Genomic DNA, 14,353 nt, shown 5'->3' on the forward strand with positions numbered 1-14,353 from the left:
GTTTTATTTTATTTAAAGTCACCATTCATGTAACGATAAAATGATGGGTTAACCCATACTGTCGTTGGTGTTACTTCAGCACCGTTCATTGTTACACTCACTTGTTTCGCCTGTAGTTTAGCTTTAGCTGGTAACGTTAATAAGTCAATTTTATAGTTGTTGATGGTTACGTTGTTTTCTATCAGTACACTGTAATTAGCTGTTTTTGTGTATGATCGATAGAACGGCTGCCACCAAGATTCAGCAATTAACCCTGTCTCTTTAGCTGTATCTTTTTTAGCATATTTGTTAATTAATGCCATAAACTTGTTTTTGTTTACAGTGTTTTCAAACTCAAAATCCAAGTTATATTCTTTTACGACTGAAACCATTTTACCGCTCTCTAAAGTCGTTACAGAGTAGTTTGGTTCGCCCCATTCAGGCAAATATTCAAATGCAGATGATTTCGGCGTTAACTGTACTTTGGGATCAAAGCCTTCACTTTTCATTAAATACAATAACTGAGTAGCATGCTTAATATTGTTATGGCCATAACGGATCATAAGCGCTGTATTGAAGTTTGAATCATCTTTCATGTTAATCACGTTATAACCCGTGGTGTAACCATGATCGATAAGGCTATTAAGTTGCTTAAGCGCTTTTTTATCTTGGATGATCGTCGCGCTACTCCATTTATTTAACACTCGCTCAACGATGTTTTTATCAGACAGGTTACCAATATAGTTTCCTGATGGTTCATTATAGTCATTTACAAAAGAGGTTAGCTTTAGCGACATTGTTTTTGTGTTGGCTAAATCTTTTGTAGTGATAATGCCCATATCAACTAATAGTGCATCTGCTTGAGAAGCTGCTTCACTTCCTGTTGCTTTTGCAATTTTATCTTGATTGTAAGTTAATGCTAACTCCTTCAGGTTTAGCGCATTGATTGCTAAATCTGTTGTCATTACGTTAGCATGGGTTGCCAGTGGAAATAGAACTAAGGTCATCATTGTTGTAACTGATTTCAATTTCATCGGTATATTCACTTATCCATAAAGATATATTAACTCAATATGTCGCAACTGAGTTCATGTTTAGAGTTTTGTGCTAATTAATGCGGCGCATTATATAGGTATAGTTATGGAATGAATAGGCAATAAAAGGGAGAATAAATAATAGCGTTATTTAATAGTGTTATTGTATTATTAGCGATTAAATCAGATGAAAAATGACTGTTAATTTATATTTTTAGACGAAAAAATCCCGCTTGATAATTTATGAAAACTATCAGTAGCGGGATTTTATTTAAGTTAAGCGCTTACTTTAAAACTAAGCTGCTGTTACTGCTTTTTTCTTTTTAGGTGCTGCTTTTTGTGTAACGCCTGCTTGAGCACGTGCACGCCAATCACCGTTTAGTTGGTTAACTAACGATTTGTCAGCTGCAAGTACTTCAGGGTCAAAGTCATCAACGTTAATTGTACGTAAACGACCAACTTCAGCTACTTTTAATAGTTCAGCTTCATCTGCCGTGATTTGTTTGTTAGCCAGCGCTATATCAGCAAATTTGTCTAAGTAAATAAATGCTTGTTTCGCACCATTCTCTTTACAAACACGGATGAAGATAGGTTCTGCAACAATAACGTCTCTCAAGGCTTTCTCTTGTAGACCTACAGGGTTACCTTCTTCTTCAGTTAGGTACATATCTGTTGCTAGGCGGCTACGTGTATCAGAAGGTACTTGTAGTAAACCTGCAACAACATGGTCTAGTTTATCAGTAGGACGTGATAGACGCGTACCTGCTGGTAATACCATTGCACGTAATGCGATACCAACAACACGAACAGGGAAGTTACGTAGTAATTCATCAATCGCTTGTTCAGCTTTGAATAATGAATCTTGTAGTGCCCAGTGTACTAATGGTAAATCAGCTTTTTGACGACCTTCATCTTCAAAACGTTTTAGCGTTGCAGACGATAGGTATAGTTGGCTTAAGATATCACCTAAACGTGCAGAAACACGTTCTTTACGTTTTAGGTCACCACCGAGTACGCCCATCGCTACATCAGATAAGAACGCTAAGTTAGCACTTAAACGGTTCATCTGTTGATAGTACTGCGCTGTTTCATCTTTAAATGGTGCTGCAGACCCTTTACCGTTAGTCACGCCCATTACGAATGAACGGAAGAAGTTAGACATTGCAAAGCCGATATGACCGAACAGTGCTGCATCAAAGTCTTGTAGCCCTTTCTTATGATCTTCAAGTGCTGCTGCAGTTAATTCTGGTAATACGAACGGATGACAACGGATTGCACCTTGACCATAAATGATCAGGTTACGCGTTAGAATGTTTGCACCTTCTACTGTAATTGCAACTGGCGCCGCTTGGTAACCACGACCTGCCATGTTGTTTGGACCAAGACAGATACCTTTACCACCTGAAATGTCCATTGCATCGATAGCACATTTTTGAGCACGGTCTGTTAAATGCATTTTAACAATCGCAGTGATTACTGATGGTTTCTCACCTAAATCAATTGCACTTGTTGTTAGCGTTGATGCTGCGCCCATCAGGTAAGCATTACCACCGATACGTGCTAGTGGCTCTTCAATACCTTCCATTTTACCAATCGCAACTTTAAATTGACGACGGATAGCTGTGTAAGAGCCCATACCTAGTGCTGCAAGTTTAACTGCACCTGCAGAGCATGACGGAAGGGTAATACCACGACCTACAGACAGACATTCAACTAGCATGCGCCAGCCTTGACCAGCCATTTCTGGACCACCAATGATGTAGTCTAATGGTACGAATACTTCGTTACCTTTAGTTGGACCATTTTGGAACGGTAAGTTAAGTGGGAAGTGACGACGACCCGTTTCAACACCTGGGATATCCGTAGGGATAAGCGCACAAGTAATACCGATGTCTTCTTTATCACCAAGTAGACCATCTGGATCACGCAGTTTAATTGCAAGACCAAGTACAGTCGCAACAGGTGCAAGTGTAATATAACGTTTGTTCCAAGTCAGTTTCATACCCAGAACTTCTTTACCTTCGAATTCGCCTTTACACACGATACCGAAATCAGGGATTGCACCTGCATCAGAACCGGCTTCAGGACTTGTTAGTGCGAAACATGGAATTTCTTCACCAACAGCAAGACGAGGAAGGTAGTAATCTTGTTGCTCTTTAGTACCGTAATGTTGTAGTAATTCACCAGGTCCTAATGAGTTAGGTACACCAACTGTGCTCGCCATTACAGCGCTTGAGCCAGTTAGTTTTTGCAGTACCATTGATTGTGCTAATGCTGAAAATTCTAGACCACCGTATTTTTTCTTGATGATCATTGCGAAGAAGCCCTTAGTTTTAAGGAATTCCCACAGCTCTGGAGGTAAGTCTGCACGATTGTGAGTGATATCAAACTCATCAGCCATGCGACATGCTTCTTCAACAGGGCCGTCAAGGAAAGCGCGTTCTTCTGCAGTTAGTGCTGGTGCAGGCACATTATGCAGTTTTTCCCAATTTGGCTTACCGCTAAATAAATCAGCGTCCCACCAAGTTGTACCTGCTTCCAATGCTTCAGTCTCAGTTTGAGACATCTCAGGCATTATTTTACGAAAGCCTTTTAAGATTGGTGCTGTTAAATAGCCTTGACGAATACTGGTGATGTTTAATGGTATCGCAATTACAGCTGTTATTATCCAGATAGCTAGTGGTACATCACCGAAATATGAAACGGCTGCAAGTGCGACAAAAAACGCACCAGTAAAAGCAGCTAATGATGCTCGTTGGTAAGATAATGTACCAAATATTGCCACTAAGGCTAATAGTGAAATTGTGGTTGCCATGATTTTCTCCTTTCATAAAGCAACTAAAATAGCTAGGTCAGAGGTCAGACCAGAAGACTGGTTTAATTATTAGTTCTAGTTGAAAACTATTAAATTAGCAAGTTTTTTACATGCAATTTACATACTATTTATAGAACCTGTCGTTAACCGCTTGTTTTTGACCAATTGGGTTTACAAGCGTTCACTGATAATAGCGTTATTGGATGGATAACTTAATTGCCTATTTAACTTTATTTTAGGTCAGTTCGGTCAAGAAATAACGATATTTAGTACTTATTTTTGGGTAGTAAGTGGGTGTTAACTAAGCACTTTATCATACTGTCAGCTTATTTTTGGTTATGCTTAACCTTTTATTTATATGAGTAATACAAGTGCATTATTTTGTGAAACAATAGTATTATTATACAACTGTATTTTAAGACGTAAAGGCGATAAAAAATGACAAATTATCAAGGCTTAATTCAGCAAGAATTAGCTGAAGCAGCACAGGTTTTAAATGACTTTTTAGCAGACTCTAAAAACGCGGAAAATATTGAAGCTGCAGCGGCATTATTAGCAGATTCATTTAAAGCGGGCGGAAAAGTGTTATCTTGTGGCAATGGTGGTTCACATTGTGACGCGATGCATTTTGCTGAAGAGTTATCTGGACGTTACCGTGAAAATCGTCCTGCAATGGCTGGGATCGCAATTTCAGATGTTAGCCATATGTCTTGTGTGAGTAATGACTTTGGTTATGAGTACGTATTTTCACGTTATGTTGAAGGTATTGGCCAGCAAGGTGATGTGCTATTGGGATTGAGTACCAGTGGTAATTCACAAAATGTGTTAAACGCATTTGCAGCTGCGAAAGCAAAAGGCATGAAGACGATTGCATTAACCGGTAAAGATGGCGGCAAAATGGCGGGTATCGCAGATATCGAAATTCGCGTGCCACATTTTGGTTATGCTGATCGTATTCAAGAGATCCACATTAAAGTGATTCACCTGTTAATTCAGCTAGTAGAAAAAATGATGGGTTATGCTGATTAATCTAGGCTGTTTAGCTATATGATATTGCACAATGGTGCGTAATATAGTGTTATTTGCCATAGACAGTTGCTTGGCAATAAGTAGAATAAAGATTATGAAGTGAATTTAGCCCTGTGTGGTTAATGTTGTTATAAGTCATAAAAGTGAAGTTATCAGTATATGTGTGAATTATTAGGTATGAGCGCAAATGTGCCTACCGACATTTGTTTTAGTTTTTCTGGGCTGATGCAGCGTGGTGGTAAGACTGGACCACATTCTGATGGTTGGGGAATTACTTTTTATGAAGGCAAGGGTTGCCGTACTTTTCGCGATCCTAAACCAAGCTGTGAATCTAAAGTTGCTCAATTAGTAAAAAATTACCCAATTAAAAGCCAAGCAGTTATTTCACATATTCGTCAGGCGAATCGTGGCGGTGTAGCATTAGAGAATACCCATCCTTTTACCCGTGAATTTTGGGGTAAAAACTGGACGTATGCGCATAATGGCCAGTTAACTGATTATCAAGGTTTAGCGACTGGTTTTTACACCCCGATTGGTGAAACCGACAGTGAATTAGCATTCTGTTGGATTTTACAGGAAGTGTGTAAAGAGTTTCCAACTAAACCTGATGACATGAAAGCGGTATTTCGTTTTATTGCCACTTTGTGTGATCAATTAAGAGCGTTGGGTGTATTCAACTTATTGCTAACAGATGGTGACTTTGTATTCGCGTACTGCACGAACAATTTACATCATATTATTCGCGAAGCGCCGTTTGGCCATGCTCAGTTAATCGATGAAAACATTGAAATTAACTTTGAGAATGAAACGTCAGATACAGATGTAGTGGCTATTATTGCAACGCAACCGCTGACTGATAATGAAGTGTGGCATAAAATGCAGCCCGGTGAATACTGTGTATTTTGTCGAGGTAGTATTATGTTAACAAATAAGTAGTACTTATTTATTTGTAGCATCTAGTACAGTCATAAAAATTAAAGCCATTAAAAAAGCCTTTATGCAGTCATGCGATAAAGGCTTTTTATTATCTAGGGTTAGTTAACTAACTTAGTCAGCAGCGTAGCCGCTTTGTGCTAGTTCTTTACCATCAAGTACGGCTTTTCCGTTAGTCATTGCTAAACGTTCAGCACAGAACCATTGCACAACCATTGGGTAGATCATATGTTCTTGAGTATGCACTCGCGAACTTAAATCATCTACCGTATCGTCAGCAAATACTGGTACTTTTGCTTGTAGGATAACGGGACCAGCATCTAACTCTGGTGTAACAAAGTGCACTGAAGCACCGTGTTCTTCATCGCCATTATCAATTGCACGTTGATGTGTATCTAAACCTGGATATTTAGGTAATAGAGAAGGATGTATATTAAGCATCTTGCCAGCATAATGCTGAACAAAGTTGTCACTTAAAATACGCATATAGCCTGCTAACACAATTAGATCAGGTTGGTATTGATCGATTTGTGTCATTAGCTCTGCATCGAATGCAGCGCGGTCAGCGAAATCAACTTGGCTAAGTGAGATTGCATCTACACCCGCTTGTTGAGCTCGCTCTAGGCCATAGGCAGTACTTTTGTTACTAAAAACAGCAGTTACTTTGCCGTTAATCGTACCTTGTTCGCACTGATCTAGAATGGTCTGTAAGTTACTGCCATTACCAGAAATTAATACTACGATAGATGCTTGTTTAGACATTATTTTATCTCTACTTGTTCTTCATTTTCTGCAGCGTCTGCAATTTCACCGATTAGCCACGCATTTTCGCCGTGTTCAGTGAATATTTCCAGTGCTTTTTCAACTTGTGCTTCTGGTAGAGCGATAACCATACCAACACCACAGTTAAATGTACGATACATTTCCGTACGTTCAACGTTACCTTTTTCTTGTAACCAGTTGAAAATTTCAGGCCACTGCCAGCTATTTTCATCAATGATAGCTTTTGTTTGTGCTGGTAGTACACGTGGGATATTTTCCCAGAAACCACCACCAGTAATGTGTGATAAAGCGTGAACTTCACACTCTTTCAGCACAGCTAGCACAGACTTAACATAGATGTTAGTTGGCGTTAGAAGGGTATCACCTAATGTAGAATCACCAAATGCTTGACTTGGATCTTCTTTTGATACTTCAAGAATCTTACGAACTAAAGAATAGCCGTTTGAGTGAGGGCCACTCGATCCTAAAGCGATAAGTTTATCACCGGCAGCAACTTTAGTGCCGTCAATGATGTTTTCTTTATCTACAATGCCAACACAGAAGCCAGCAATGTCAAAATCTTTACCGTCGTACATACCTGGCATTTCAGCAGTTTCACCGCCTGTTAACGCACAACCAGATAATAAACAACCTTCACCGATACCGGTAACAACAGATGCAGCTACATCTACATCTAGCTTGCCTGTTGCATAGTAATCTAAGAAGAATAGTGGTTCAGCACCTTGTACAATAAGGTCGTTTACACACATAGCAACTAAATCGATACCTACCGTATCATATTTAGCTAAATCGATAGCGAGGCGTAGTTTCGTTCCTACACCGTCTGTTCCTGCAACCAACACTGGTTCTTTATAACCAGTAGGTAATTGGCAAAGAGCGCCGAAGCCACCTAGACCACCCATAACCTCAGGGCGTTTAGTTTTTTTCGCTACACCTTTAATGCGTTCTACTAATGCATTACCTGCGTCGATATCAACGCCTGCATCTTTATAACTTAGAGAAGTATTTTGGTTGCTCACTGGATCCCTCACAAACTAATCGTATCAATTGGATTAAAAAATCGCGGTCATGTTAACAACTTTACTCACATAATAGAAACAAAATTATGCCTTGTTTGACCTGCTAATTGATTTTATTCTTAACTCTGGCTTTTCCTTGGAATAAGCTATCATTATAGTGCCATTATTGGTAATATTGCGCGTTTTTGTATTGCACTTACTTTGATTTTATTAGGAGATTCCATGAAAGTTGTTGAGGTAAAACACCCGTTAGTACGTCATAAACTGGGTTTAATGCGCGCTGCGGATATCAGCACTAAACGTTTTCGTGAACTAGCAACAGAAGTGGGTAGCCTACTTACTTATGAAGCAACGGCTGATTTAGAGTTAGAGCAGAAGACCATTGAAGGTTGGAATGGTGATGTTACCGTTGATCAAATCAAAGGGAAAAAGGTAACTGTAGTGCCAATCCTACGTGCTGGCTTAGGCATGATGGATGGTGTACTAGAACATATGCCAAGTGCACGTGTAAGTGTTGTTGGTATTTACCGTGATGAAGAAACATTAGAAGCGGTATCTTACTTCGAAAAAATCGTTCACAGCATTGATGAACGTTTAGCAATTGTTGTTGACCCTATGTTAGCAACTGGCGGTTCTATGATCGCAACATTAGACCTGTTAAAAGCAAAAGGTTGTAAGCGCATTAAAGTGCTTATTCTTGTTGCTGCACCAGAAGGTCTAAAAGCGCTAGAAGAAGCACACCCAGATATCGAGCTTTACACTGCATCTGTTGATGAACGTTTAGACGAAAAAGGTTACATCGTTCCAGGTCTTGGTGACGCTGGCGATAAGATTTTCGGTACTAAATAAGTACAGTAATAAGCAACTGAATTAATCTGATTAATTGAGTTATAGAGACATCAACAAATTATGTTGGTGTCTTTTTTTACCACCCTTTTTATTCTGTTTGATTACCCACTAAATACCCGCCCCATATGAACAGCATATTCAATATATAAACCTTCTCAATATCAATATTAAAGTATCGTTCACTATCAGCCTGCTTATCATCTGTATTTTTAGATTGAAAATACATAAATATTCCCCTTCATTTTAAGTTAACTCCTTGATATTTTAGTATGGTCAAGTTTTTGCTATATCGCTAATTAGGTTGATGTCATGGAATATGTTGGACTTAGTGTATGGTTTGGTTATTATTTGAGGTAAATTAATAGTCTTTGCTATGTTATTATCTAAATAATCAATTTGAGTCATCACGTTACTCTTAAAAAGGATCGTATGAAGCGTTTATTTCCTATTTTATTATCATTGTTATCTCTTTTACCGTTAACTACACGTGCGGTTGAAGTTGAGCATCTTTATTCTGCATCTGTTATGGCTGTTGGTAACCAAACTAACCGCGATTTACAGAAAGTGGCATTTGCTGAGGTACTCGTGAAGATATCTGGTAATGCGACAATTGCGACAAACCCTGTGATCAAAAAAGCATTGCTCAGAGCCCGTGAGTATTTGGTTAAACAGGCTGAAGAGCGTGTTGACGGCGAACGTTATTTACAAGCAAGCTTTAATGAGCAAAAAATAAATCGCTTATTACGCAGTAGCGAGTTTGGTGTGTGGAGCCAAAACCGTCCACAGCAAGTTTTATGGCTGGTGGTTGATGAAAACTTTAGCCGAAGTGTAAAAGGCGAGAATGACACTGATTACGCCGACTTTATCAATGCAATTAAAGCCCAAGCAAACAAACGTGGTATTCCTGTGTTATTCCCAATTATGGATCTTGATGATCAACTGAAAGTAAGTAGCAGTGATCTGTGGGGACAATTCACCGATCCTGTTGAGCTCGCTTCAACACGTTATGCTGCAGATAATTATATTATTGCTAAGATCATTAAGCAGAATGACGATTACCAACTAAATTGGAGTATGTACGGTCGTAGTAATACAAATCAACCTTATGAAATTTGGTTAAACGGCCAAGGCCAAGGTGAACTTGAAAGTATTGGTATCGCGCTAACAAATAACCTTGCGAATCATTTAGGTGAGCGTTATAGCGTAAAAGCATCAGGCAATAATGAAGTGGTGTTTTTAAATGTAGATGCGGTTACTGGTATTACTGATTATGCAAAATTGATTGAGATGTTTTCTGAGTTATCTGCGGTTGCACAAGTTGATCTTGAGATCGTGAGTGGATCAAGTATTCAGTTAAAGTTGGTATTACTCGGTACGCAAGACGATCTATTGACTGAATTATCACTAGATCAACGGATCCAAAGTAGTGAAAATGCCCTTGGTGACATGAATTTTCAATGGAACGCGACAAATTAAGCAATTTTGCATTGTGTTTTTTTGCTAGCCGTTCTCTATCGGCCATTGAGGTGCTACAATGGCCACACTAATCTTATGATTGTATGAAAGGGTGATATTGAACACTCCAGCACAACTTTCTTTACCAGTACAATTACCCGATGGTGAAACTTTCGCGAGTTTTTACCCCGGTGCTAATGTCCAGCTACTCACAGCATTAAAAAATGCTGCTGTCGGCGACGGTGATCCATTTATTTACTTATTTGGTAGCCGAAGTTCGGGCACCTCTCATTTACTCCACGCAACCTGTACCGAGTGTACGGACGCTGATCGTTCAGCCGCTTATTTACCGATGGAAATGTCAGCCATGATGTCCCCATCTGTATTAGATGGTATGGAACATCTTGATATTGTTTGTATTGATAATATTGAAATGATTGCCGGTGTTCGAGAGTGGGAAGTCGCCTTATTTAATTTTTACAATCGTTGGCTCGATAGTCATGATCAAGATAATCCAGGATCATTAATTGTAACGGGGAATAGCGCAGCAAGGCACTTAGGTATTCAATTACCCGATTTGTTGTCTCGACTCGATTGGGGCGTGAGCTATCAATTACAGTTATTAGATGATGACGGTAAGCTTGCTGCATTACAGCTACGTGCAGAGTTTAGAGGATTGAAATTACCCGTTGATGTGGGTCGCTTTCTGTTAAACCGTTCATCGCGTGATATGAAAACTCTGATTGCAACATTAGATCGATTAGATCAAGCGTCAATTAGTGCGCAACGCCGATTAACTATCCCATTCGTTAAAGAAACACTTTCTCTGTAAGCCAGCCCTTCCATAAACGAAAGTAAGATTTTTTAATCGCACATAAAAAAAGGAAATAGGGCCGATGACCTATTTCCTTTTTTATTTCAGTGTGACTTCAACGCGAGCCTGTTAAATAAACTCAATCGATGAACTCTGTTTAGACAGTCTTAATCTTTCTTTTGTGTTTTGTATGCTTCTTCTCGTTCTTTTTCTTCTGCCATCACAACTTTCAGTTTATCAAGACCTAAGCCTAGTTGTTTGCCCTGCATACGCGCATAAATGCCATTACCAAACAGCATACAGTTAGCTAAAGCAAACTCGAGTATAGCGAGATAGCGTTCATCAGGGTCGGTATACATGAGCGTTAATGAATGCATGTAATAGATCATGACAACAAAATTACTCCATGCTGCCGTGTATGGCTTACCTTTAACGAGTCCGTACAAAGGCAGTAATAATGGAAATATCCAAATTAATGCTTTTGCGAGCGGGTTTGATTCGTGTGATGCTTGGCGCTCCAGCCATTTTTGTTTTTCGGCTTCAACTTGCGGTAGTAACTCAGGGTTTACGTCTGCCATTGCAGTGAGTTCTGCTAATGCTTGCGATTGCGTATGATCTTGACTTTTTTCTGGTGTTAGCCATAGCTGCCATACGAACATGAGTATGATCAGGCCAAAGTAGCCAAATAGTCCCAGAAAACGGTACTGAGTAATACGCTTTTGTGTTGCTTGCATTTCTTGTGTTGTTTGCATTATTTGCTCGTTGTTAGAGTATTGCTAAAACATTTTCAGGAGGACGACCAATGGCAGCTTTACCATTTGCTAATACGATAGGACGTTCAATTAGCTTAGGTGTTGCGATCATCGCTGCGATAAGTTCATCATTGGATAAGTTGGTATCATCTAATCCTAATGCTTTATATTCCGCTTCTTTGATACGCATTAATTGACGTGGTGCTAATGCTAACAAAGTCAGGATTTCTTGTAGTTGCGCTGCTGACGGTGGTGTGTCTAGGTATTTAATGATGCTGGGTGTAACACCTTGCTCTTCAAGTAATGCAAGAGTTTGACGACTTTTAGAGCAGCGAGGGTTGTGATAAATAGTAACAGTAGTCATGGCTTGGCCTATTCCTTAAAACAAGTCTTAAATAAATCTTAAAACAAAATGGGGTCCTTTAAGCCCCATTTTGCCTTTTTTCCTGTCCCTTGGCTAGTTTTGAAGCGCTTGCATTTGTTGCTTTTCTAACTCAACTTGTTCCATATGTGCATCAATTCGTGCGATATCCGCTGAACTTGTTGCTAGCGTGCGTGCTGATTGCAGTTCGTTGAGTGCTTTTGGATAGTTCGCTTTAAGTTGTGCTACTTTTGCTCGCTGTACATACATTCTAACTTTGTCATCGGTTTGTCTCAGCAAATCAATATAAATACTTAAAGCAATCATATCGGTTTCATTATCACGTAAGTAATGACGGATTAGTTTTTCCGCTTCGTCATACCTTTTATCTTGCTGCAGCGCTACAGCTAAGTTGATTGTGGTGACAGGGTTATTCGTATATCTGTCATTGGCTTTTTGTAATCGTTTGATAGCCTCGTCATTATGCTTTAACGCTAAATCTATATCGGTCAGCGTATCAAGATAAAAAAGGTTGTTTGGCTGTGATGCAGCTAATCCGACGACAATTTTTTTCGCTTCTTCATTTTTCTTTAATTGTAATAAAGCCAGGGCTTGGCCGTATAGCGCTGCATCTTTTAATATAAATGAACCCGTTTTAAGTTGATGTTGAAAAAATTGGAGTGCTTCTTTTGGCTTTAATGTGCCATAGCGAACTTGAATACGCGCTTTGGCTAGTTGATAGTCGAGGCTAGGCTGATAATAGCGGCTTGGGTATAAGGCTGCTCTGTCACGCGCTTCGGTAATACGAGTCGTTGGTAATGGGTGAGTGATTAACATTTGTGGCGGTGTTGAGCTAAAACGATATTGTGCTGATAACTTACCAAAGAAGGTCGACATTGCAGCCGGATCATAACCCGCGTTCGCCATTACTTGAATACCAATACGATCTGCTTCAAATTCATTTGCACGGGTGTAGTTAATCGCAGACTGGGCATTAATTGCGACAGTCGTTTGCAGCATCGCAATACCAGCAACGGGGTTAGCAATGCCTAATAATACTGCACCGACTAAACCAGCAACGGTCAATTGGCTATTGCCTGCTTGTGCTTCTAAACTACGCGCAAGATGGCGCTGAGTAATATGTGAGATTTCATGGGCGATAACGGATGCAAATTCAGACTCATTTTCGGCATATAAAAATAACCCAGTGTGTACTTTGACATAACCACCAAGAAATGCCGCGGCATTAATTTCATCATCTTTGATGAGAAAAAAGTTAAATGGGAAGCGAACGGAGTCCGTTTTGCTAATTAATTTAGCCCCTAACTCAGCAATGTATTCTTGTAAAACTGGATCACTGACCATCGGAAAAGAGCCGCGTGCGACTTTAATAAAAGCGTCGCCATATTGGCGTTCTTGGTCAATAGATAAGGCTGTCACACCTGCAGTGCCGATCTCGGGAAGCTTGTTGGTGGCCTGCACTGAGCTAACCAGACCTAAAGTGCCGACAAATAATGCGGTACTGGTTAAACGAAATATTTTCTTGAGAAGCAAATTGGCGACCTATGTAATAAAGCTAAGCAAACTAGTTAACATAGTAGAACATATTATTAACTGATAACAATGACAATTTATAAGACGACTGATAATACGTAAAGTTCCTAGGTCTGTTTGGTTAATTTTTATTGATGAAAGATAAGATATTTACGCTTTTGTGGAAAATTTGGTACTAATCCTGCTAAAATCGGTAAGTATTTATTTCAAATTTAAAATGAGAGTGAATTAAGATGGGCAGAGCGTTCCAAAACCGTAAATTATCGATGGCTAAAACAGCTGGCATGAAAACTAAGATCTACTCTAAATATGGTAAAGAGATCTATGTATCTGCAAAAAGTGGTGGTGGCGACCCTGATAGCAACTTAAGTCTTCGCCGCATCATTGAAAAAGCGAAAAAAGATCAAGTTCCAACTCACGTAATCGAACGTGCTATTGAAAAAGCATCGGGCGCTGGCGGTGAAGATTATGAACGTGCAAGTTATGAAGGCTTTGGCCCAGGTAACTGCATGGTTATCGTTGAATGTCTAACCGACAACGGTAAGCGTACTTTCACTGAAGTTCGTCAAGCATTCGTTAAGAATGGCGCGAAATTGGGTGCTCAAGGTTCTGTATCACACATGTTTGATCATCAAGCTGTATTTGAATTCAAATTTGATGACGAAGATGCAGTATTAGAAACATTGATGGAAGCGGAAGTAGATGTAGCTGATGTTGAGAATGAAGACGGTACAATCACTGTTTATGTTCCACATACTGAATTCTACAAAACGAAAGTAGCATTATCAGAAGCGTTTGCTGATATTGAATTTGATGCAGAAGACATCACGTTCTTGCCACAAGTAGAAACTGAAGTGACGGGTGATGACGTTGAAATGTTCGAACGTTTCCTTGCTGCGTTAAACGACAGTGATGATGTACAAGATGTATATCACAATGCGATCATTGACTAATTATTAATACAGTTAATGAAATG

At 39.5% G+C, this 14,353-nt stretch carries 14 protein-coding genes; 6 read left to right on the forward strand and 8 right to left on the reverse strand.

Annotated features, from left to right (window positions below):
* Nucleotides 1-8: 8 nt before the first annotated feature.
* Together HWV00_RS03755 and fadE are read right to left on the reverse strand one after the other, a co-directional pair.
* Nucleotides 9-1,013, reverse strand: coding sequence for a hypothetical protein (locus HWV00_RS03755; RefSeq protein ID WP_211684772.1), 1,005 nt, complete (start codon nt 1,011-1,013; stop codon nt 9-11).
* Between the two features lie 295 nt (nt 1,014-1,308).
* On the reverse strand, nt 1,309-3,828 hold the full coding sequence (fadE, locus tag HWV00_RS03760; protein WP_211684773.1) for an acyl-CoA dehydrogenase FadE: 2,520 nt from the start codon (nt 3,826-3,828) through the stop codon (nt 1,309-1,311).
* Between the two features lie 438 nt (nt 3,829-4,266).
* Here fadE and lpcA point away from each other — a divergent pair, with 438 nt between their 5' ends.
* Both lpcA and HWV00_RS03770 read left to right on the forward strand, forming a co-directional pair.
* Nucleotides 4,267-4,857: a D-sedoheptulose 7-phosphate isomerase gene (gene lpcA, locus HWV00_RS03765; RefSeq protein WP_211684774.1), complete on the forward strand. Its 591-nt coding sequence runs from the start codon at nt 4,267-4,269 to the stop codon at nt 4,855-4,857.
* Nucleotides 4,858-5,016: 159 nt separating this feature from the next.
* Complete coding sequence (locus HWV00_RS03770; protein ID WP_211684775.1) at nt 5,017-5,793, forward strand: class II glutamine amidotransferase; 777 nt, start codon at nt 5,017-5,019, stop codon at nt 5,791-5,793.
* Between the two features lie 111 nt (nt 5,794-5,904).
* On the opposite strand, the gene purN is transcribed toward HWV00_RS03770, so the two are convergent.
* Entirely contained in the window at nt 5,905-6,552 is a 648-nt protein-coding gene (gene purN, locus HWV00_RS03775; RefSeq protein ID WP_211684776.1) for a phosphoribosylglycinamide formyltransferase, read from the reverse strand.
* Nucleotides 6,552-7,592, reverse strand: a complete 1,041-nt coding sequence (gene purM / locus HWV00_RS03780) for a phosphoribosylformylglycinamidine cyclo-ligase (RefSeq protein WP_211684777.1) — start codon at nt 7,590-7,592, stop codon at nt 6,552-6,554. Before purM ends, purN begins: the two co-directional genes overlap by 1 nt.
* Before the next feature lie 222 nt (nt 7,593-7,814).
* Here purM and upp point away from each other — a divergent pair, with 222 nt between their 5' ends.
* Nucleotides 7,815-8,441 carry a uracil phosphoribosyltransferase gene (gene upp, locus HWV00_RS03785; RefSeq protein ID WP_211684778.1) on the forward strand — a complete coding sequence of 209 codons (627 nt, stop codon included), beginning with the start codon at nt 7,815-7,817 and terminating at the stop codon, nt 8,439-8,441.
* Between the two features lie 88 nt (nt 8,442-8,529).
* On the opposite strand, the gene HWV00_RS03790 is transcribed toward upp, so the two are convergent.
* Nucleotides 8,530-8,667 carry a uracil phosphoribosyltransferase gene (locus HWV00_RS03790; protein ID WP_211684779.1) on the reverse strand — a complete coding sequence of 46 codons (138 nt, stop codon included), beginning with the start codon at nt 8,665-8,667 and terminating at the stop codon, nt 8,530-8,532.
* 203 nt (nt 8,668-8,870) lie between these two features.
* Between HWV00_RS03790 and HWV00_RS03795 the strand changes: the two genes are divergently transcribed.
* On the forward strand, nt 8,871-9,917 hold the full coding sequence (locus HWV00_RS03795; RefSeq protein WP_211684781.1) for a DUF2066 domain-containing protein: 1,047 nt from the start codon (nt 8,871-8,873) through the stop codon (nt 9,915-9,917).
* A gap of 97 nt (nt 9,918-10,014) precedes the next feature.
* The gene (gene hda / locus HWV00_RS03800) at nt 10,015-10,728 is read left to right on the forward strand and encodes a DnaA inactivator Hda (protein WP_211684783.1); all 714 of its coding nucleotides are present in this window, start codon (nt 10,015-10,017) and stop codon (nt 10,726-10,728) included.
* Between the two features lie 149 nt (nt 10,729-10,877).
* On the opposite strand, the gene HWV00_RS03805 is transcribed toward hda, so the two are convergent.
* The 3 genes from HWV00_RS03805 to HWV00_RS03815 all read right to left on the reverse strand — a co-directional run bounded on the left by HWV00_RS03805 (nt 10,878) and on the right by HWV00_RS03815 (nt 13,377).
* Nucleotides 10,878-11,462: a DUF2069 domain-containing protein gene (locus tag HWV00_RS03805; RefSeq protein WP_211684785.1), complete on the reverse strand. Its 585-nt coding sequence runs from the start codon at nt 11,460-11,462 to the stop codon at nt 10,878-10,880.
* A gap of 13 nt (nt 11,463-11,475) precedes the next feature.
* The gene (gene arsC / locus HWV00_RS03810) at nt 11,476-11,826 is read right to left on the reverse strand and encodes an arsenate reductase (glutaredoxin) (RefSeq protein ID WP_211684787.1); all 351 of its coding nucleotides are present in this window, start codon (nt 11,824-11,826) and stop codon (nt 11,476-11,478) included.
* A gap of 93 nt (nt 11,827-11,919) precedes the next feature.
* On the reverse strand, nt 11,920-13,377 hold the full coding sequence (locus tag HWV00_RS03815) for a M48 family metalloprotease (RefSeq protein ID WP_211684789.1): 1,458 nt from the start codon (nt 13,375-13,377) through the stop codon (nt 11,920-11,922).
* A gap of 233 nt (nt 13,378-13,610) precedes the next feature.
* Here HWV00_RS03815 and HWV00_RS03820 point away from each other — a divergent pair, with 233 nt between their 5' ends.
* The gene (locus tag HWV00_RS03820) at nt 13,611-14,330 is read left to right on the forward strand and encodes a YebC/PmpR family DNA-binding transcriptional regulator (RefSeq protein ID WP_211684791.1); all 720 of its coding nucleotides are present in this window, start codon (nt 13,611-13,613) and stop codon (nt 14,328-14,330) included.
* The last annotated feature ends 23 nt before the right edge of the window (nt 14,331-14,353 follow it).

It is taken from the genome of Moritella sp. 24 (genome assembly GCF_018219155.1).
Classification (GTDB): domain Bacteria; phylum Pseudomonadota; class Gammaproteobacteria; order Enterobacterales; family Moritellaceae; genus Moritella.

Excerpts from the sequence above, each read along its gene's own strand:
- HWV00_RS03755 (WP_211684772.1), bottom strand. The coding sequence starts at position 1,013 with ATGAAATTGAAATCAGTTACAACAATGATGACCTTAGTTCTATTTCCA.
- fadE (WP_211684773.1), bottom strand. The coding sequence starts at position 3,828 with ATGGCAACCACAATTTCACTATTAGCCTTAGTGGCAATATTTGGTACA.
- lpcA (WP_211684774.1), top strand. The coding sequence starts at position 4,267 with ATGACAAATTATCAAGGCTTAATTCAGCAAGAATTAGCTGAAGCAGCA.
- HWV00_RS03770 (WP_211684775.1), top strand. The coding sequence starts at position 5,017 with ATGTGTGAATTATTAGGTATGAGCGCAAATGTGCCTACCGACATTTGT.
- purN (WP_211684776.1), bottom strand. The coding sequence starts at position 6,552 with ATGTCTAAACAAGCATCTATCGTAGTATTAATTTCTGGTAATGGCAGT.
- upp (WP_211684778.1), top strand. The coding sequence starts at position 7,815 with ATGAAAGTTGTTGAGGTAAAACACCCGTTAGTACGTCATAAACTGGGT.
- HWV00_RS03790 (WP_211684779.1), bottom strand. The coding sequence starts at position 8,667 with ATGTATTTTCAATCTAAAAATACAGATGATAAGCAGGCTGATAGTGAA.
- HWV00_RS03795 (WP_211684781.1), top strand. The coding sequence starts at position 8,871 with ATGAAGCGTTTATTTCCTATTTTATTATCATTGTTATCTCTTTTACCG.
- HWV00_RS03805 (WP_211684785.1), bottom strand. The coding sequence starts at position 11,462 with ATGCAAACAACACAAGAAATGCAAGCAACACAAAAGCGTATTACTCAG.
- arsC (WP_211684787.1), bottom strand. The coding sequence starts at position 11,826 with ATGACTACTGTTACTATTTATCACAACCCTCGCTGCTCTAAAAGTCGT.
- HWV00_RS03820 (WP_211684791.1), top strand. The coding sequence starts at position 13,611 with ATGGGCAGAGCGTTCCAAAACCGTAAATTATCGATGGCTAAAACAGCT.